This window comes from Clostridium sp. AF02-29, from assembly GCF_934835585.1.
GTDB lineage: Bacteria > Bacillota > Clostridia > Lachnospirales > Lachnospiraceae > Otoolea > Otoolea fessa.
The window spans coordinates 1-17,626 of record NZ_CAKVZK010000016.1 but is presented as its reverse complement, the minus strand read 5'-3'; the positions used below and the strand labels follow the sequence as shown (position 1 = coordinate 17,626).

The window sequence follows — 17,626 nt, the reverse complement described above, 5'->3', positions numbered from 1 at the left end:
AGAGATGTTTAAAAATCTGTTTAAGAAATCGTATACTTCGATCAATACAAACGACCACGGTTCTGCCGGCGTAAGCCGTGCGGAGAGTGCGAAAGCAGATAAAAGGGCGGCAGAGGCAGCACAGGAAAAACCGGAGAAGATTCCGAGCCGTCCGACGGCGATGACGCCGGAAAGCCTGCGTTCTTTATGGCGTAAGTGTAATAAATGTGAGAAACCGATTCTGGTGCAGGATGTCAAGGACAACCTGTATGTGTGCCCGCGCTGCGGCGGATATTTCCGGATGCATGCGTACCGCCGGATTGAGATGTTGATCGATGAAGGTACCTTTGAAGAGTGGGATAAGGAGATGTCTGTGGTCAATCCGCTTGCATTTCCGGGCTATGAGGGCAAGGTTGAGGCAGCCAGAGAGAAAACCGAGTTAAATGAGGCGGTTGTCACTGGTAAAGGAAAGATTCACGGTTATGAGACTGTGATCGCGGTCTGCGACTCCCGTTTCCTGATGAGCAGCATGGGTCACAACATGGGAGAGAAGATTGCCCGTGCGGTAGAGCGTGCGACCGAGGAACGGCTTCCGGTTATCATCTACGCGGCTTCCGGCGGCGCGAGAATGCAGGAGGGCATGATCTCCCTGATGCAGATGGCGAAAACTTCCGCAGCCTTAAAACGTCATTCCGAGGCGGGACTTCTTTACATAAGCTTTATGACGGATCCGACCACCGGCGGCGTAACGGCAAGCTTTGCGTCCCTGGGCGATATCATCCTGGCAGAGCCGGGAGCGCTGATTGGATTTGCGGGTCCGCGTGTCATCGAGCAGACGATCGGTCAGAAGCTCCCGGAGGGCTTCCAGAGAGCCGAGTTCCAGCTGACACACGGTTTTGTGGATCAGATCGTGGAAAGAAAAGATCAGAAGCGTGTTCTGGGACAGATTTTGAAGCTTCACAGCCAGGAGCATGGCTGGGAGAAATGGAACGACGAGGCGGAGAACCACACAGAAGCAGCATCTGCATCCAGGGCAGAAAAAGCAGCTTCTGTGGAGGAAGGCAAGTTAAAGAGCCGGAAAGCACCGTTCTCCGGTATCATGCGCCAGAAGACCTTAAATAAGATCGCAGGCCGAGAGAGAGACGCCTGGGAGGCAGTACGCCAGTCCCGTAGCGCCGGACGTCTGAACGCCAGCGATTATATCCGGATCCTGTTTGACGATTTTACCGAGTTCCACGGCGACCGGTATTATGGCGATGATATGGCGGTCATCGGCGGTGTGGCATCCTTCTATGGAATGCCGGTCACGGTCATTGGACAGGAGAGAGGTAAATCCCCGAAAGACAGCATGAAGCACAACTTCGGCATGCCGTCTCCGGAAGGATACAGAAAGGCGCTCCGTCTGATGAAACAGGCGGCGAAATTTAACCGTCCGATCATCTGTTTTGTCGATACGCCAGGTGCATTCCCGGGTATGGAGGCAGAGGAGAGAGGCCAGGGCGAGGCGATTGCCCGCAACCTCTTTGAAATGTCGGATATGAAGGTGCCGATTCTGGCGATTATCACCGGTCAGGGCGGCAGCGGCGGCGCACTGGCGCTGGCGGTTTCCAACGAGGTATGGATGATGGAGAATGCGACCTACTCGATCCTTTCTCCGGAGGGCTTTGCTTCGATTCTGTGGAAAGATGCCAAGAGAGCCAGCGAGGCGGCGAAGGTCATGAAGATGACGGCAGAGGATCTGTATGAGCTTGGCATGATCGAGCGTATTATCTGCGAGGATGAGCCGGCAACCGATGACAACATCGAGGAGATCGGACGCATCATCGACCGCCATATGCGCGAGTTCTTCCAGTCCTGCGCGGAAAAGACACCGGATGAGATCGCGGAGCAGCGGTATGAACGTTTTAGAAAAATCTAAAAAATAGATATTGAAAGGGGGTTGCCGCGCGGCGGTCCCCTTTGTGAATATAGGAGATCGTATGAGTACAATTTTATCACAGTTAAAACCGCTGAAAATTGGTGATCTGACGGCGAAGCTTCCGATCATCCAGGGCGGTATGGGGGTTGGCATCAGCCTGTCCTCGCTGGCAGGAGCCGTGGCGGGGGCCGGCGGCATCGGCATTATTTCCACTGCCCAGATCGGTTTCCGGGAGCCGGATTTTGCCGAGCATCCGCAGGAGGCAAACCTACGCGCGATCGGTTCAGAGTTGCAGAAGGCGCGCGCGATCGCGAAGGGCGGCATCGTGGGCTTTAATATCATGGTGGCGACGAAAAACTATGCGGAGTACGTTAAAACGGCGGTCAAGGCGGGCGCTGACCTGATCATATCGGGCGCAGGACTTCCTGTTTCCCTGCCGGAGTATGTGAAAGGGACGGCGACGAAGATTGCGCCGATCGTTTCCTCCGTTAAGGCGGCGACGGTCATCTGCCGGATGTGGGACCGCAAGTACCAGACCGCACCGGATCTGGTGGTCGTTGAGGGACCGCTGGCGGGCGGACATCTGGGATTTGACCGTGAGAAGCTGACCGAGCTGGAGGTAGACACGCCGCACGCAGCCGAGACATTCCATCAGGCGGAATATGACGAGGAAGTGCGGGGAATTATCGCGCTGGTTAAAAAATACGCGCAGAAATATGGCAAATCGATTCCGGTTGTGACGGCTGGCGGCATCTATGACCATGCGGATGTGATGCACCAGATGGAGCTTGGCGCGGACGGCGTGCAGGTGGCAACCCGTTTTGTGACAACCGAGGAATGCGATGCACCGATGGCATATAAGCAGGCATATCTGGATGCGAAGGAAGAGGACATCGTGATTGTCAAAAGTCCGGTCGGCATGCCGGGACGTGCGATCAAGAATGCGTTCTTAAAAGAACTGGAAAAAGGAAGACAGGCAGTGACACACTGTTACCAGTGTCTGGAACACTGTGATCCGGCGAAGATCCCGTACTGCATCACACAGGCACTTGTCAATGCCGCCCGCGGTGATGAGGATCATGCTCTGATTTTCTGCGGCGGAAACGCGTGGAGAGCAGAGAAAATCGAGACGGTTGAGGGCGTGATGCGGGCGCTGTGCGAAGGGTAGGATAGATTTTGGCAGGGTTCAGGGATGAGCCAAGATGAAATTTGCAAATAGTTCAGTGAAAAATGCAAAAATATAAAGAGAGGGCTTGCAAAATGCAGCCCTCTTTTGTGTATCCAATCATCCCCTAAAACGATTCAAACAAGCATAAATTTCCTGCACGCGCGGCATTGCCAGTCCCATGGCGGCATATGAAGCATCGCTGAACACAGAGAGCCCGTCTGCTTCATAGGCTTTTAAGAGTGTGGCAACCGTTTCCTGTACGGTGCAGCGCTCCAGAAGGCCTTTTTCCAGGCAGTAGCGCACCATCTGGGCGAGTGCGGCGGTCTGCTCGCTGTCGGCAAGCTGTTCGACGAAGCGCAGATCGACCGGCTCTTTGGCAACCTGGAAAGAGTGTTTGTCGTGGACACGGACTTTGATACGCGTGTTCCGGTCGGAATTTCGGTCAGCTTCGCGGCGTCCTCCGCGACCGCGTTCAAAACGTCCTGCATCGGAGGCGCTGCCGCCGCGATTGCCAAACCGTCCAGAACGACCGCTGTTTTCGCCCTCTTCCTGAGATTCACCTCCAGCTTCTGCGCGGCTGTCGCCAAAATCCAGCGCCATCGCGCCCACAGCCCGTCCTGTTCCGCCAGCCGCCAGCTTCCGTCCAGCCGTCGGGAGCTTGAACCCAGGCGCCTGGATGGCGGGTTTGGAAGCCTCCTGTTCGCATGCATTTTTTACCATCTCCGTGATATCAAACGGGCGGTATGCATCCATCTGGATAATAGTGTCTGCGATGAAGAAGTAGGCGCCGGAGCTTCCGGCTACGAGGACGGTGGAGATGCCTGCCTGCTTGTAGAGATCGCGGGCGCGTTCGATGAACGGGGTGATCGGCTCTTTATCGCGGCTGACGATGCGCTGCATCAGGTCGTCCCGCAGCATGAAGTTGGTAGCGGAGGTGTCCTCGTCGATCAGGAAAGCGCGGGTTCCCGCTTCAATGCTTTCGATCACAGCTGCCGCCTGGGAGGTACTGCCGCTGGCATCGGCGGTGGAAAAGCAGGTGGTGTCTTTTTTGTTCGGCAGATCCCGGATAAAGAGGGAAATATCAACGTGGTTGATGCTGCGCCCATCCTCGGCGCGCAGCTTGACTGCGGTTTCATCGGTGATGACATATTCACGTCCATCCCCTGGAATATGGTTGTAGACGCCGGATTCCAGCGCTTTTAGCAGTGTGGATTTGCCGTGGTAGCCGCCGCCTACGATCAGGGTGATGCCGCGGTGGATTGCCATGCCGGAGATCGGACCGTGTCCCGGAAGATTCAGAGTGATTCTTAAGGAATCCGGGGAATGGAACGCAACACTGCCCTTCATCGGACGGTCGGAGACGCCGGTTTCACGCGGCAGGATTGAGCCGTCTGCGACGAAGGAGACGAGATCTAAGCGTTTCAGCTCATTGCGGATAAATTGCTGGTCGTCTGCCAGCGTGATGCGTTTTTTGATTTCAGCGGTGTTCTGGCGGCGGTAGAAAAAGACGTTTTCGACACAGCCTGGAAGAAAATCAAAGAAAATCCGGATCAGTTCACCGGAGTTGATGGTGCGCCCGAATGCCGGGAAACCAACCTCAAAACGGGCTGTAATCTCATTTCTCCCGATCTCGCAGGCGGTCCGGGAGAGAACCTCCTGACCGGGGCGGCTGGTGGCGATCAGACCACTTTTTCCAGAACCTTTTGCCTTGAAAGAAAGACGACCGATTTCACGGGAAAAACAGCGGAGCAGGTAATCTTCAAGCGCTGTTTTTTTCCACGGCGTATCAAAGAGTTCTGCCGGAAATCCGGCTTTCGCGTGGCGGACCTGGATACTGACCTTGGAAGGAGACGCAAACGGGTCACCCTGTACATGGTCGATGGATAAAATATACGTATTAAAATCATAAGCGCCGCGCACGTCCTTGTAAGCCGGATAGCTTTTGTGATCGATGGAGGTGAGGAGACGCTTTAAATCTGCGGATTGTTTCATTCTGAATACCTCGTTTTCATAATATTAAATCATATTTCAATGTCTTCACGGTTTTTGGCAGGAGAATCCATATAAAATGGCCTTTTTCAAAGAATATCTGTCATGTGAAGGAGATGATAGTTCTTATTTTAAAGATCCAAATTCTGAAATGCAAGCGGAATGGACGAAAAGAAACGATATAATTGTATCTATTGTTACTGTACACGGGTAGGCACTTTTGGAACCGAAAGTGCCGTAAGAAAACGTGGTGGCAGCAGGAATTTGCCGTATTTAAATGCGGAGCCACGGCAAATTCTGTTACTGGGCACGTATGCGTGAACAGTAACTATCTATTTATGATGGTGTATATTTGACGTCTTTTTATACTTGTCTGAGTATAAAATGTTCTGAGCGTACCATATGACAGTAGGGAGGTAGATGCATGTTAAATGCACTCTGGGCGTTTATGATGCTTACGGGGCTTGGCTGGGCGGCGGTGCATGGGACGCTGGGGGCGGTGACGGAGGGAATGCTTGCAGCGGCGGGGGATGCAGTCTCGCTGGGAATCACGATGCTGGGGGTGATGGCGTTTTGGACGGGAATTTTGGAGATCGGACGGCGGGCGGGGCTGATTGAGCAGTTGTCGGCGGGGATGCGGCCGGTGCTTCATTTCCTCTTTCCGCGCATTCCAGCGGGTCATCCGGCGCTTTCTTCGATGGCCGCCAATATGATTGCCAATATGCTGGGGCTTGGCTGGGCGGCGACCCCGGCGGGGCTTACGGCGATGAAGGAGCTGGAAGAACTGGAGGAGGAACGGAGAGCGGCGGGGGATCCGGCGGCGGTCACACAGGGAACGGCGAGCGATGAAATGTGTACGTTTCTGGTCGTAAATATTTCATCGCTGCAGCTCATTCCTATCAATATGATTGCCTACCGGAGCCAGTACGGATCGACGCACCCGCTGGCAGTGGCCGGCCCGGCGTTCCTGGCGACCTGTATCAGCACTCTGGCAGGAGTGGCGGTGTGCCGCGTGATGTGCAGGAGAAAGCAATATAAATCAATAAAAAAGGATGGCTGGAAATAGAAAACGCAATTTGGCGTCATGTAGGGGGGGAAATTTCACACAAAAAACAAATTTATCCCCTATAATGCCCTTGTTAAAATAAGGGGCGCTGGAAACAGATCCGTTATCATAGAACGCGGATTCAAACCATACATATAAAACAAGTATAGACACGGGAGCCGTCAAATGCGCTGCATCAATTACCTCTCTGAATACCTGGTTCCGGTTGTTTTGTTTTATATCGTTGGGTTTGCGGTGCTTCAGAAACGCCCGGTTTTTGATGATTTTATCGAAGGGGCGCTTGCGGGGCTTAAAACGGTGGCTGGAATCCTGCCGACGCTGGTGGGACTGATGGCGGCGGTCGGCGTGCTTCGGACCTCCGGTTTTCTCGATTTCCTCTCCGGGGTGCTGGCGGGACCGGCGGCATTTCTGCATATACCGGCACAGGTGGTTCCGCTGCTTCTGGTGCGTCTGGTGTCCAGTTCGGCGGCGACGGGGCTGCTCTTAGATATTTTTAAAACGTATGGACCCGATTCGCGGCTCGGCATGATGGTGTCGGTTCTTGAGAGCTGCACGGAGACGGTTTTTTATACGATGAGTGTCTACTATCTGACCGTGCGGATCTCAAAGACGCGATGGACGCTTGCGGGGGCGCTGATTGCAACGTTCGCGGGGCTTGTGGCGAGTATCTTATGTAGTGCCATGGTATGAAGATGTAAGAAATTTGCTAGTTGTCTTGCCGCACAGAATATTGTATAATCGGTAGGGTAAATTGCCGTTTTGCGCGCTGAAACCAAGGATGAGAGGGAAAACTGTGGGAAATTATGAGACGCTGAATGAGCTTCTGGTGACGCTGTTCCGCGATGTGATGGACATAGAACAGAAGGTAATCATTACGCCGGAGTTTAAAGACATCACGAATAACGATATGCATGTGATCGAAGCGATCGGGATTGGTGAACCGAAAAATATGTCATCGATTGCCAGAGAACTGTCCGTTACGGTGGGAACGCTCACGATTGCCATGAACAGCCTGGTCAAAAAAGGCTATGTGGAACGAAGCCGGGGACTCGAGGATCGGCGGGTCGTATATATTTCTCTTTCAGAGCGGGGCAGAAAAGCGTATGGGCATCACGCCCGGTTCCACCGGGAGATGATCGAGAGCCTGACAAGCGATCTGTCGGAAGATGAGATGCAGACGTTGGTAAAGGCGCTGATGAAGCTGAATCAGTGGTTTAGGAGTAAGGATGGGCAGCGGTAAAAAGAAGGGATGTAGTCTGCACTGGATGGAAACAGGTGTGAAAGACAAAAACGGTTGCGAAAACCGTGAAGCAACTGCTGCGAGGAGAATACAAGGAGGTACATTATGAAGAAATTTATGGTAATGGCAGCTGGTCTTATGATGGCAGCTGTTCTGGGCGCATGTGCGCCGACGGCAAGAAATACAGGAGAAACCAGCGAACATGGAACTGCCCCGGCAGGTGCGGCGCAGCAGGAGACTGTAGATGGCGTGGCTGAGAAAGAAAGCATGGTGGTAACGGATGCAGATCCGACGGTAACGGTTTGCGTATATTCTGTAAAATCTGATAAGAGCGGCTTAAAACAGAATATGGATGGCATTGACGGCGATGAGCTGGATGCACAGGAACTGCTTGATAAGATGGCAGAGATGGGCGTCATTGAAGAGGGAATCACCGTGGATAAATTTGAGCAGAAGGACGGCGCACTGACGCTGGATCTCTCCTCCTTAAAGGAGTCCTCTGACAAGCTGGTTGTCATGGCGATTGCCAATACATTTATCCAGAACTACGAGGCAAAGACGCTGGAGTTGAGCGTAGCAGGCGAGAAGATCGGCGACGGTCCGATGAGCTTTGAGAAGAATTACAAGAAAGTAAATTAAAGCATGAAAATGCGAAAAGAGCGGGATCTCTGAAGTATGCGGATGCATACAGGGAGACTCCGCTCTTTTTCTCTTATACGTGTAATTTCTCCGTCATCAGCCATGTTTGAAAATACGGTTTGATGACCCGGAAGGAAGCGCCGTCCATGTTCAGGATGAACTGGTGGAAGCTCTTGGCGTTGAATTTGTTTTCAAGCACCTCCTCGGCTTCCTGGCGCATGGTCAGGATTTCCAGATAGCCGGTATAGTATTTCAGGTAATTGCCCGGATTATCAATGATTGCTAGGTATATCTCGCGCGCGGATTCCGGATCCGTAAATCCGTAGGAATTTTCCAGATAACTGGTGGTTGTGGCGAGATCCCAGCCATCATAGTGGATGCAGATGTCGAGAAGCGCGTACAGCCCGTAGCTGCTGGCTTCGCTGCAGCGCATCAGCGGTTTGACCGCTTCCGGCAGTCCGTTGTCGAAGGAGTAGGCGTACAGTTCGCTGTAGAGTCCCCAGCCTTCGTTGTAGCCGCCGCAGGCAAGAAGCCGCCGTACCGGAACCGGCTCCCGGTCATTGAAATAAGCCGACTGGTAGAGATGCCCCGGATAGCCCTCGTGCGCCAGCATGGTGTAGAGGTTCTGCTCAGTGCTTGCTTTTTCGTTGATGTAAATGGTGTTGGAACCGTCGGAATCGATCGGCGGTACGAGGAAAAAGGCCGGGGACAGGGAAGATTCCAGCGCTTCCGGGACGTATTTGAGCGTGTAGGAGGTATCTGTAAGCGCCGGGAAATCATCCTGAATCTGCACCTGTAAATTCTGAAGGATCTCATCCGGATCGGAGAGTGTGATGGCAGAGTCGGTCATCTGACGGACGAGTTCCGGATGTTCCTTTAAGCGGACGCGGATTTCGGATAAATCTGCCTGCATCTGCTTCTCAATCCGCGTTTTGAGCGCATCGACCGAAGAATCTGTGCCGGTCAGCGCCGCCGCAAGATAGGCATAATACTCCCTGCCGTGTTCGTAGGTGCTAAGTCCTCCTGTCTCCGGATGGGAGCCCTTGAGCGATTCCAGTGCTTTAGAGAGGTTTGTATATGCCGGGATAAAGTGTTCCTTTAAAATGGTCAGATGTTTTGCTTTGTAGGACGCCTTTTCTGCATCGCTTAAGCCCTCAACCGCATTTAAGCGGGAGGCAAATGTTTCCGTCAGCAGGCTGTTTTCCGGGCGGATGAGGTAGCTTTTACAGGATTTTAAAATCCGGTCGATGGTGTCGTCGGACGGTGCGAGACCGGCGTCTGCCTGCGCCTGTTCATACGCTGCGAGCTGCTTGTAATATGTGTCGATCTGAGAAAGCAGTGCCAGGTAATGGTCGATGTCGGCACGGTTGTAAAATGTGTATTCGGCTAATAAGGTCGGAAGTTCCGCCTGCGTGCCGATCAGGGCGCTTAACGGCTGATTGTAGAGTTCCAGTCCCCTCGAGCCGGCTTCCGTCTCCAGTGTGTCCTTCATCATCCGGTAGGTGAAAAGCTGGTCGGAGGTCAAGAGAGAGGTATCGAAGGAAGAAAGTTCCTCAAGAACGGCCGCGTTTTCCTCGGAATCCTTTTGAAGCTGTTCCAGGGAATATTCTGGAAATTTCATCTCCGGTTCGGTGATACCGTAATTTTCCGGATTCCGGACAAGAAAATGAAGGGAGAGCGGATCGTCCTGCACGCTTTCTTGAAACTGGTGTGCCAGAAACGCATCAAAACGCGCCTGTTCGCTGGCAGCATCGGACGATGCATTGGAAGGAGAACCAGTCTGCCCGGAAGCGGCGTAGGATTCGGCGGGGGTTCCTGAGCCGGAAGAACCAGCGCATCCGGAGAGCGCCAGGGCAGCAGCTGCAGCGATCGCGAGCGCTGTGCGCGGCAGGGGCGGGAAGGAAAAGCGTTTCTGCATAATATAATACCTCCAAAACAAATATATATGTCTGCAAGTATACCATACTTGACAAAGGGATGCAAAACAGATAGACTTAATCTATATATTTATATATGAAGAAAAGGCAGAGAAAAGAAGGTGGCTTGCCTTTAATCGCAGATGGAAGACCATGGGCGGTTAGAGGCTTTTTTTGTGAAGAACACAATTTAAAGCGCAATTTTAATAAGGAGGGCATGATAAATGTGTCAGAACTGTAAGAAACCTTACTATATAACAACTGCGATTGCCTATACATCGGGCAAACCGCATATCGGAAATACCTATGAGATCGTGCTGGCGGACAGCATTGCTCGCTACAAGAGAGCGCAGGGCTACGATGTGCGTTTCCAGACGGGCACCGATGAGCATGGTCAGAAGATCGAGTTAAAGGCAGATGAGGCTGGCATCACGCCGAAGCAGTTTGTCGATAACGTGGCGGGTGAGATCAAGACGATCTGGGATCTGATGAATACATCCTACGACAAATTTATCCGCACCACCGACGAGGATCATGAGGCGCAGGTAAAGAAGATTTTCAAGAAGCTCTATGATCAGGGCGATATTTACAAGAGCTGCTACGAGGGACTTTACTGTACCCCGTGCGAGTCCTTCTGGACCCAGTCCCAGATCGTAGACGGCAAATGCCCGGACTGCGGACGCCCGGTACAGCCGGCGAAGGAAGAGGCATATTTCTTCCGTATGAGCAAATATGCGCAGAGACTTATCGATTATATCAATGAGCACCCGGAGTTCATCCAGCCGGTTTCCCGTAAAAATGAGATGATGAACAACTTCCTGCTTCCGGGCCTGCAGGATCTGTGTGTTTCCCGTACTTCCTTTAAATGGGGGATTCCGGTTGATTTCGACCCAAAGCACGTTGTATATGTATGGCTGGATGCACTGACCAACTATATCACCGGTCTTGGATATGACTGCGACGGCGAGAGCGGCGAGCTGTTCAAGAAATACTGGCCGGCAGACCTGCATCTGATTGGTAAGGATATTATCCGTTTCCATACCATTTACTGGCCGATCTTTTTGATGGCACTCGACCTGCCGCTTCCAAAGCAGGTATTTGGTCATCCGTGGCTGTTACAGGGCGACGGCAAGATGAGTAAATCCAAGGGAAATGTGATTTACGCCGATACACTGGTTGATTTCTTTGGCGTGGATGCAGTCCGCTACTTCGTTCTGCATGAGATGCCGTTTGAGAACGACGGCGTTATTACCTGGGAGCTGATGGTAGAGAGACTGAACTCGGATCTGGCAAATATCCTCGGCAACCTCGTAAAGAGAACGGTATCGATGACGAACCAGTACTTTGGCGGCGTGGTAGCCGACAAGGGCGTGACGGAGCCGGTGGACGAGGATCTGAAGAAGGTAGTGCTGGAAGCAGTCCGCAAGGTCGATGAGAAGATGGATAAGCTGCGCGTTGCCGATGCGATCACCGAGATCTTCAATATTTTCCGCCGCAGCAACAAATACATTGACGAGACAACCCCGTGGATTCTGGCAAAGGAAGAGGACAAGCAGGATCGTCTTGCGACTGTTCTCTACAACCTGGTTGAGTCTATCACGATCGGTGCGTCCCTGCTTGAATCCTTCATGCCGGAGACCTCGGAGAAGATCTTAAAAGAATTAAATACCGTAAAACGTGAACTGCCACAGATGGATGAATTTGGCCGTTATCCGTCCGGAAATAAGGTGACTGAGGAGCCGGAGGTTCTCTTTGCCCGCCTGAAACTCGACGATGTGATGAAGAAAGTCAAAGTTATCCAGGAAGAGCAGAAGAAGGCAGTTGCTGCAAAGGCAGAGCCGGAGAAGGAAGAGGACGAGAAAGCCGAGGGCATCGATATCGAGCCGAAAGCAGAGATTACCTACGATGATTTTGCAAAACTGCAGTTCCAGGTTGGCGTGATCCTCTCCTGCGAGGCTGTTCCGAAGTCCAAGAAGCTTCTCTGCTCCCAGGTTCAGGTCGGAAGCAAAGTGCGCCAGATCATCAGCGGCATCAAGCATTCCTACTCCCCGGAGGAGATGGTCGGCAAGAGAGTCATGGTTGTGACCAACTTAAAACCGGCGAAATTGGCAGGTCTGCTCTCCGAGGGCATGATTTTGTGTGCTGAGGATGCAGACGGAAAGCTGTCCCTGATGACAACGGAGAAAGAGATGCCGGCGGGTGCGGAGATCTGCTAAGAAAAAAGGAATATAACTTATATGATATTTGATACACACGCTCATTACGATGATGAGGCGTTTGACGGGGACCGGGAAGAACTGCTTTCCGGTCTGGCAGCAGGCGGGATCGGCACGGTCGTTAATGTCGGCGCGGATATGGAAAGCACGAAGACGACGATTGCCCTGACGGAAAAATATCCGTTTATCTATGGGGCAGCAGGTGTCCATCCGAGCAGCACGGCGGAGCTTGACGAGGAAAAATTTGCCGAACTCCGTGTGCTGGCACAGTCCGGGAAGATCGTGGCGATCGGCGAGATCGGTCTCGACTATTACTGGGAAGAGCCGGATCATGAGACCCAGAAGAAATGGTTCCACCGCCAGTTAAATCTGGCGCGGGAATTAAAACTTCCAGTCATCATCCACAGCCGCGACGCGGCGAAGGATACGCTCGATATCATGAAGGAAGAGCACTCCGGGGAGATAGGCGGTGTGATTCATTGCTTCTCCTATGGAAAAGAGATGGCGGCAGAGTATTTAAAGATGGGCTTTTACTTAGGCATCGGCGGCGTACTGACCTTCAAGAACGCGAAAAAGCTTCTGGAAGTAGCCGAGATGGCGCCGCTCGACCGTCTGGTACTCGAAACCGACTGCCCCTACCTCGCTCCGGTTCCCAACCGCGGCAAACGCAACTCCTCACTGAACCTGCCATATGTGGCGGAAAAGCTGGCAGAAATCAAGAAATGTACACCGGAAGAGATCGTCCGTGCGACTGAAGAGAATGCGCGGAGGCTGTACCGGTTACCGTAAAAAGGGGTGTCCCGGACACCCGGGAAAGGATTTTCGGAATGGATCTTGGAAACCCGAAGAATACAATCGAAGTAATACAGAAATACAATTTTGCCTTCCAGAAAAAATTCGGTCAGAATTTTCTGATTGATACGCACGTGCTGGACAAGATTATCTCAGCGGCGGGCATGACCAAGGAGGACACCGTCCTGGAAGTCGGTCCTGGCATCGGTACGATGACACAGCGCCTTTCACAGGCGGCAGGACAGGTCATCGCCGTGGAGATCGACACAAATCTGATTCCGATCTTAAAAGATACGCTTCAGGACTGCGAAAATGTAACTGTTATCAATGAAGATATTTTAAAGATTGACATTAAAAAAATGGCGGAAGAAAAAGGCGGCGGACGTCCGGTTAAGGTCGTGGCGAACCTGCCGTACTATATCACGACCCCGATCATCATGGGGCTGTTTGAGAGCGGCGCGCCGATCGACAATATTACGGTTATGGTGCAGAAAGAGGTCGCAGACCGGATGCAGGTTGGTCCTGGCTCGAAGGATTACGGCGCGCTGTCGCTGGCGGTTCAGTATTATGCCGAGCCATACATCGTGGCAAATGTGCCGCCGAACTGTTTCATTCCGCGTCCGAATGTGGGCTCAGCGGTCATCCGTCTGACCCGCCATGCGAAGCCGCCGGTGGAGGTAAAGGATAAAGATTTAATGTTCCGTCTCATCCGCGCGTCCTTCAACCAGCGCCGGAAAACCCTGCAGAACGGGCTTTCCAACGCGCAGGATCTCTCCTTTAGCAAGGAAGAGATCGCAGCCGCAATCGAGTCGCTGGGACTTTCCCCGTCCGTGCGCGGCGAGACGCTGACGCTGGCGCAGTTTGCAGCGCTTTCGGATGTGCTTGGAAAATAGAAATTGATAAGAGAAATATAAAAAAGTCCCATCCTTATGCAGATTCAAATCTGAAAGGATGGGACTTTTTGAATTTTTTGCTTTTTTAAAATTATTCCGACAATAAGATCCGGTCATTATCCAGCGCGTGGCCTGCGCCGGTCTTGAAGCGGGCGATCAGATCCTCGACAGTCATGGAAGCGCGCTCTGCGCCGCCGACGTCGAGCACGATATTTCCGTTTGCCATCATGAGCGTGCGGTTTCCGAGCTCCAGAGCCTGATTCATATTGTGGGTGATCATCAGGCAGGTGATTTTCTCCTCAGCAACGATATTTTTCGTCAGCTCCAGTACTTTTTCAGCTGTTCCCGGATCGAGGGCGGCAGTGTGCTCATCGAGCAGCAGAAGCTTCGGCGTGATGAGGGTTGCCATGAGCAGGGTGAGCGCCTGGCGCTGACCGCCGGAGAGAAGTCCGACCGGCTGGGTCATCCGGTCTTCAAGCCCCATATTTAAGAGGGAGAGGCGTTCGCGGAACGCATCTTTATCTTTCTTGGAAATGCGGGAAAATGGCGATTTTCCCTTTGCAGTCCGCAGATAGGCGAGGGCAAGATTCTCTTCGATCGTCATGCCCGGCGCCGTTCCCTTTAACGGGTCCTGGAAGAGGCGGCCGACCATCAGGCTGCGCTTGTGCTCCGGCATATAGGTGATGTCCTCGCCGTCCAGCTCGATAAAGCCGTCATCGACGTAGAAGCTGCCGGCAATCGCATTGAACAGGGTCGATTTTCCGGCGCCGTTGGAACCGATGATTGTCACGAAATCTCCGTGATCCAGATGCAGGGACAGCCCGGAGAGCGCCTGTTTGGCGTTGACAGTTCCCGGATTAAAGGTTTTTGATATCGACTGAATATTTAACATGCTCCGTGTCCTCCCTTCCGGCGTGCCGCTGCATTTTTACGTGTCTGGAATGCCGCCCATTTCCGGATCGTCGGAAATGCGATTGCCAGCGCTACGATCACAGCGGTGACCAGTTTCAGCCCCTGTACAGGCATGATTTTTGTATACAGGACGATAGCGTAGATAAAACGGTAAATAATCGAACCGATGACGGTGGCGATGACACCTCTTGCCACGCCGCGGCGTCCGAGGACGGTTTCACCGATGATCAGGCAGGCAAGACCGATCACGACGATACCCGTGCCGCCGTTGATGTCGGCGGTATTCTGATACTGACCGACCATTGCGCCGGAGAGTGCGGTCAGCGCATTGGCGATGCATAAGCCGACTGTAATGGTAAATGTCGGGTTGATCGAGGAGGCGCGCACCATGTCAATGTTGTTGCCGGTTGCCCGGATGGAGAGTCCCAGACGGGTACCGAGAAAATAGACGAGCAGTGCGCCCGCAAGCACAGTTACGCAGATTGCCAGAAGTGCTTCATACCAGTCACCCCCGATACCGGTTTTCTGAAGCAGGGAAAAGATGGTCTCTGTCTTTAAAAGACTCACGTTGGCACTCCAGCCCATTACCATCAGATTGATGGTGTAGAGTCCCATATTGGTGATGATACCGGCGAGAATGGACGGCACGCCGAGACGGGTCTGCTGAAATGCGGTGACAAATCCGGCGCAGATGCCTGCAAGCATGGCAGCCGGAACCGCGAGAAATGGATGCCCTGCCGCAGCCATTGTGACGGATACCGCTGTGCCGAGGACGAAACAGCCGTCCGTCGTCATATCCGCGATGTCCAGTATGCGGAAACTCAAGAACAGCGCCATCGGCACCAGCGCATACAGAAATCCCAGTTCCAGAGCGGTTTGTAAAATATGAAGCATGGGAAATTACCTCCGTAGAATGATCGGTACTCCCAGAGCGTTCATAAGGCAGATGCGCCAGCCGCGTGGTAAGCGGGGGGATGCGGCTGGCGTCTGGTCTGTCTTACGGCTCTGAGAGTACATGAAAGTCAGTCAAACATTATAATATGTAAAAATTGGTGGATCGGTTATGAAACAAATCTCAGGCAAATGAAAAACAAAGTGCCATCGGATGAGGATGTTAGTCCTCGGTGGTTGTAACCTCTACAACATCGCCAAAGTCTTTGAATACAGCTGTGTCAATATTCAGGGCTTCTGCAGTCTCGGTATTTACGGTTACGATGCCGCCTTCTGCGGTGTAGTAGTCTTCCATGCCGTCCATGCCTTCGGTGATTGCCTGATAAGCAAGGTCAGCGGTCTGTGTACCAAGAGCCGTGTAGTTGACGCCGCAGGTGGCAAATGCGCCATTGCGGACGAAAGAATCAGCGCCGGCATAGTGCGGGATGCCTGCATCGGCCAGATCCTTGAAGATAGCCAGCTCAGCTGCCATGATGACATTGTCGGTAGGAGTGAAGACAGCGTCTACTTTGTCAGCAACCAGGGAGGAGGCAGCGGTAATTACTTCGTCGTTGGTATTTGCAGTCTGCTCGGTGTAGGAGATGCCTTTTTCATCTAAGTATGCCTTTGCATCCGCGATCGGTTTGGTTGAGTTTGCCTCAGATAAGGAATATAAAAGCCCCACATTTTTAACATCTGGGTTTGCGGCAAAAATCATATCCATGATTTTCTCGGTGTTCAGCGCATCGCTGGTACCGGTTACATAGTCGATGCCGGTCAGCTCAGCGGCTTCCGGATCGGAAACAGCGGCGTAGACAACCGGTGTCTGGGTCTGCTGTGCGGATACGGTCGCTACCTGTGCAGCCAGGGTTGCAATCGGGATGATGGCGTCAACACCGTCAGCAACCGCCTGATCACCAATCTGCTTTAAGGTTGTCTGGTCATTCTGGCCGGAGTACAGTTCGTAGTAAATGGCTACATTGTTATCCTCGGCGATTTTATCTAACTCTGCCTCGACTGCATTTGCAATCTCATCGAGGGAAGCGTGGTCGAGCTGTTTGACAATCGCTACATTATAAATTTTTTTGTCCGCGGAAGCTTCCTGAGAGGTTTCGGCGGTGGTGTCTGCTTCGGAAGCGTTGCTGGATGTGCTGGAAGAGCATCCTGCGGTTGTCAGTGTCAGGGCTGCGGTGCATCCAAGTGCAAATAATTTTTTCAGATTCTTTTTCATAGTCATTTTCTCCATTCTTTATTCTTATTTTGATATTTGTTTTGGATGGCAGATGTATCAGTCTGCCTTGCCGGAGCAGAGTAAAGAATGTGTCTGGAAAGAAGATTCTCTTTGGTTTGGCGCCGCGCGCCGTGATGAAAGATTTTACTGAGAATGTTTCCAGAAACTAAAAAACGCCTCTGTCCCCATACATGGGACAAAAGCGTAAACTTCTGCGATACCACCCAAATTGACATTTGTGAAAATGTCCACTCGCTTACACGTACCATCATACGTGCCCCGATGGATAACGGGTGGGGTCCCGTCAGCCCCTACTGAAGCAATCGTTCAAGGCTGCCCTCGGAAGTCCATTCACTGACGGTAAGGCGTTCCGTTTCCACCATCCGGAACTCTCTGTGGCGATACATAGGTCAGATACTCCTCTTCCTCATCGGTTTCTCTGTGTTTTCGTTATCTGAATTATAAACACAACGGAGTAGATTTGTCAACTCTAAAATTTGGATGATTTTGCATTAAGTTTACATAATGTGTGAACTGTAACTGCCAGGTAGTGAAGCTTAAAAAGTTTTTGCAAAAGTTTTTGCAAAAGTTCAAAAAAATCCTTGACAATCGCAGTCCCCTTTAGTATAATAATGCATGTCGCTGAACAAGAGCGAACATGAGAATCACAGGATTCCTCAGGATGCCCAGATAGCTCAGTTGGTAGAGCAGAGGACTGAAAATCCTCGTGTCACTGG

At 52.3% G+C, this 17,626-nt stretch carries 14 protein-coding genes and 1 other annotated feature; of the genes, 9 read left to right on the top strand and 5 right to left on the bottom strand.

Annotated elements, in window-relative coordinates; genetic code table 11:
- Positions 1 to 4: 4 nt before the first annotated feature.
- A complete protein-coding gene (gene accD, locus PUQ60_RS05715) occupies positions 5 to 1,897 on the top strand; it encodes an acetyl-CoA carboxylase, carboxyltransferase subunit beta (protein WP_118468872.1) in 1,893 nt (630 codons plus the stop codon).
- A gap of 61 nt (positions 1,898 to 1,958) precedes the next feature.
- On the top strand, positions 1,959 to 3,065 hold the full coding sequence (locus PUQ60_RS05710; RefSeq protein WP_107000849.1) for a nitronate monooxygenase family protein: 1,107 nt from the start codon (positions 1,959 to 1,961) through the stop codon (positions 3,063 to 3,065).
- Positions 3,066 to 3,182: 117 nt separating this feature from the next.
- On the opposite strand, the gene PUQ60_RS05705 is transcribed toward PUQ60_RS05710, so the two are convergent.
- Positions 3,183 to 5,057, bottom strand: a complete 1,875-nt coding sequence (locus PUQ60_RS05705) for an ABC-ATPase domain-containing protein (RefSeq protein WP_270497293.1) — start codon at positions 5,055 to 5,057, stop codon at positions 3,183 to 3,185.
- A 421-nt stretch (positions 5,058 to 5,478) separates the two neighbouring features.
- Here PUQ60_RS05705 and PUQ60_RS05700 point away from each other — a divergent pair, with 421 nt between their 5' ends.
- The 4 genes from PUQ60_RS05700 to PUQ60_RS05685 all read left to right on the top strand — a co-directional run bounded on the left by PUQ60_RS05700 (position 5,479) and on the right by PUQ60_RS05685 (position 7,999).
- Positions 5,479 to 6,120: a nucleoside recognition domain-containing protein gene (locus PUQ60_RS05700; RefSeq protein WP_270497294.1), complete on the top strand. Its 642-nt coding sequence runs from the start codon at positions 5,479 to 5,481 to the stop codon at positions 6,118 to 6,120.
- Positions 6,121 to 6,285: 165 nt separating this feature from the next.
- Positions 6,286 to 6,810 (top strand): spore maturation protein, encoded by a 525-nt coding sequence (locus tag PUQ60_RS05695; RefSeq protein WP_118749161.1) that lies wholly within the window; start codon positions 6,286 to 6,288, stop codon positions 6,808 to 6,810.
- An 88-nt stretch (positions 6,811 to 6,898) separates the two neighbouring features.
- Positions 6,899 to 7,360, top strand: coding sequence for a MarR family transcriptional regulator (locus PUQ60_RS05690; RefSeq protein ID WP_107000846.1), 462 nt, complete (start codon positions 6,899 to 6,901; stop codon positions 7,358 to 7,360).
- A gap of 105 nt (positions 7,361 to 7,465) precedes the next feature.
- Positions 7,466 to 7,999 carry a GerMN domain-containing protein gene (locus PUQ60_RS05685; protein ID WP_118749162.1) on the top strand — a complete coding sequence of 178 codons (534 nt, stop codon included), beginning with the start codon at positions 7,466 to 7,468 and terminating at the stop codon, positions 7,997 to 7,999.
- 73 nt (positions 8,000 to 8,072) lie between these two features.
- On the opposite strand, the gene PUQ60_RS05680 is transcribed toward PUQ60_RS05685, so the two are convergent.
- Positions 8,073 to 9,917 (bottom strand): DUF885 domain-containing protein, encoded by a 1,845-nt coding sequence (locus PUQ60_RS05680; protein ID WP_273400906.1) that lies wholly within the window; start codon positions 9,915 to 9,917, stop codon positions 8,073 to 8,075.
- Positions 9,918 to 10,139: 222 nt separating this feature from the next.
- On the opposite strand from PUQ60_RS05680, the gene metG reads away from it, so the two are divergent.
- From metG to rsmA, 3 genes are read left to right on the top strand one after another with little or no spacing between them, the layout of a single operon-like run.
- Positions 10,140 to 12,131 carry a methionine--tRNA ligase gene (metG, locus tag PUQ60_RS05675; protein ID WP_273379164.1) on the top strand — a complete coding sequence of 664 codons (1,992 nt, stop codon included), beginning with the start codon at positions 10,140 to 10,142 and terminating at the stop codon, positions 12,129 to 12,131.
- Positions 12,132 to 12,152: 21 nt separating this feature from the next.
- Positions 12,153 to 12,920, top strand: a complete 768-nt coding sequence (locus PUQ60_RS05670; RefSeq protein WP_107000843.1) for a TatD family hydrolase — start codon at positions 12,153 to 12,155, stop codon at positions 12,918 to 12,920.
- A 38-nt stretch (positions 12,921 to 12,958) separates the two neighbouring features.
- On the top strand, positions 12,959 to 13,816 hold the full coding sequence (rsmA, locus tag PUQ60_RS05665; RefSeq protein ID WP_118522242.1) for a 16S rRNA (adenine(1518)-N(6)/adenine(1519)-N(6))-dimethyltransferase RsmA: 858 nt from the start codon (positions 12,959 to 12,961) through the stop codon (positions 13,814 to 13,816).
- Positions 13,817 to 13,907: 91 nt separating this feature from the next.
- Here the strand turns inward: rsmA and PUQ60_RS05660 are convergent, their stop codons facing one another.
- The 3 genes from PUQ60_RS05660 to PUQ60_RS05650 form a co-directional block, all read right to left on the bottom strand.
- Complete coding sequence (locus tag PUQ60_RS05660; protein WP_022358462.1) at positions 13,908 to 14,708, bottom strand: ATP-binding cassette domain-containing protein; 801 nt, start codon at positions 14,706 to 14,708, stop codon at positions 13,908 to 13,910.
- Positions 14,702 to 15,622 (bottom strand): branched-chain amino acid ABC transporter permease, encoded by a 921-nt coding sequence (locus tag PUQ60_RS05655; RefSeq protein WP_022358461.1) that lies wholly within the window; start codon positions 15,620 to 15,622, stop codon positions 14,702 to 14,704. The genes PUQ60_RS05660 and PUQ60_RS05655 overlap by 7 nt, the downstream gene beginning before the upstream one ends.
- A gap of 220 nt (positions 15,623 to 15,842) precedes the next feature.
- Entirely contained in the window at positions 15,843 to 16,889 is a 1,047-nt protein-coding gene (locus PUQ60_RS05650; protein ID WP_273379168.1) for an ABC transporter substrate-binding protein, read from the bottom strand.
- Positions 16,890 to 17,078: 189 nt separating this feature from the next.
- Positions 17,079 to 17,329 (bottom strand) — a binding site (T-box leader).
- Between the last annotated feature and the right edge of the window lie 297 nt (positions 17,330 to 17,626).

Bases quoted from the DNA above. Each gene is read 5' to 3' on its own strand.
- PUQ60_RS05670 (WP_107000843.1), top strand. From the start codon at position 12,153: ATGATATTTGATACACACGCTCATTACGATGATGAGGCGTTTGACGGG.
- PUQ60_RS05685 (WP_118749162.1), top strand. From the start codon at position 7,466: ATGAAGAAATTTATGGTAATGGCAGCTGGTCTTATGATGGCAGCTGTT.
- PUQ60_RS05660 (WP_022358462.1), bottom strand. From the start codon at position 14,708: ATGTTAAATATTCAGTCGATATCAAAAACCTTTAATCCGGGAACTGTC.
- PUQ60_RS05690 (WP_107000846.1), top strand. From the start codon at position 6,899: ATGAGAGGGAAAACTGTGGGAAATTATGAGACGCTGAATGAGCTTCTG.
- rsmA (WP_118522242.1), top strand. From the start codon at position 12,959: ATGGATCTTGGAAACCCGAAGAATACAATCGAAGTAATACAGAAATAC.
- PUQ60_RS05655 (WP_022358461.1), bottom strand. From the start codon at position 15,622: ATGCTTCATATTTTACAAACCGCTCTGGAACTGGGATTTCTGTATGCG.
- PUQ60_RS05705 (WP_270497293.1), bottom strand. From the start codon at position 5,057: ATGAAACAATCCGCAGATTTAAAGCGTCTCCTCACCTCCATCGATCAC.
- PUQ60_RS05695 (WP_118749161.1), top strand. From the start codon at position 6,286: ATGCGCTGCATCAATTACCTCTCTGAATACCTGGTTCCGGTTGTTTTG.
- PUQ60_RS05650 (WP_273379168.1), bottom strand. From the start codon at position 16,889: ATGAAAAAGAATCTGAAAAAATTATTTGCACTTGGATGCACCGCAGCC.
- PUQ60_RS05710 (WP_107000849.1), top strand. From the start codon at position 1,959: ATGAGTACAATTTTATCACAGTTAAAACCGCTGAAAATTGGTGATCTG.
- PUQ60_RS05700 (WP_270497294.1), top strand. From the start codon at position 5,479: ATGTTAAATGCACTCTGGGCGTTTATGATGCTTACGGGGCTTGGCTGG.
- PUQ60_RS05680 (WP_273400906.1), bottom strand. From the start codon at position 9,917: ATGCAGAAACGCTTTTCCTTCCCGCCCCTGCCGCGCACAGCGCTCGCG.
- metG (WP_273379164.1), top strand. From the start codon at position 10,140: ATGTGTCAGAACTGTAAGAAACCTTACTATATAACAACTGCGATTGCC.
- accD (WP_118468872.1), top strand. From the start codon at position 5: ATGTTTAAAAATCTGTTTAAGAAATCGTATACTTCGATCAATACAAAC.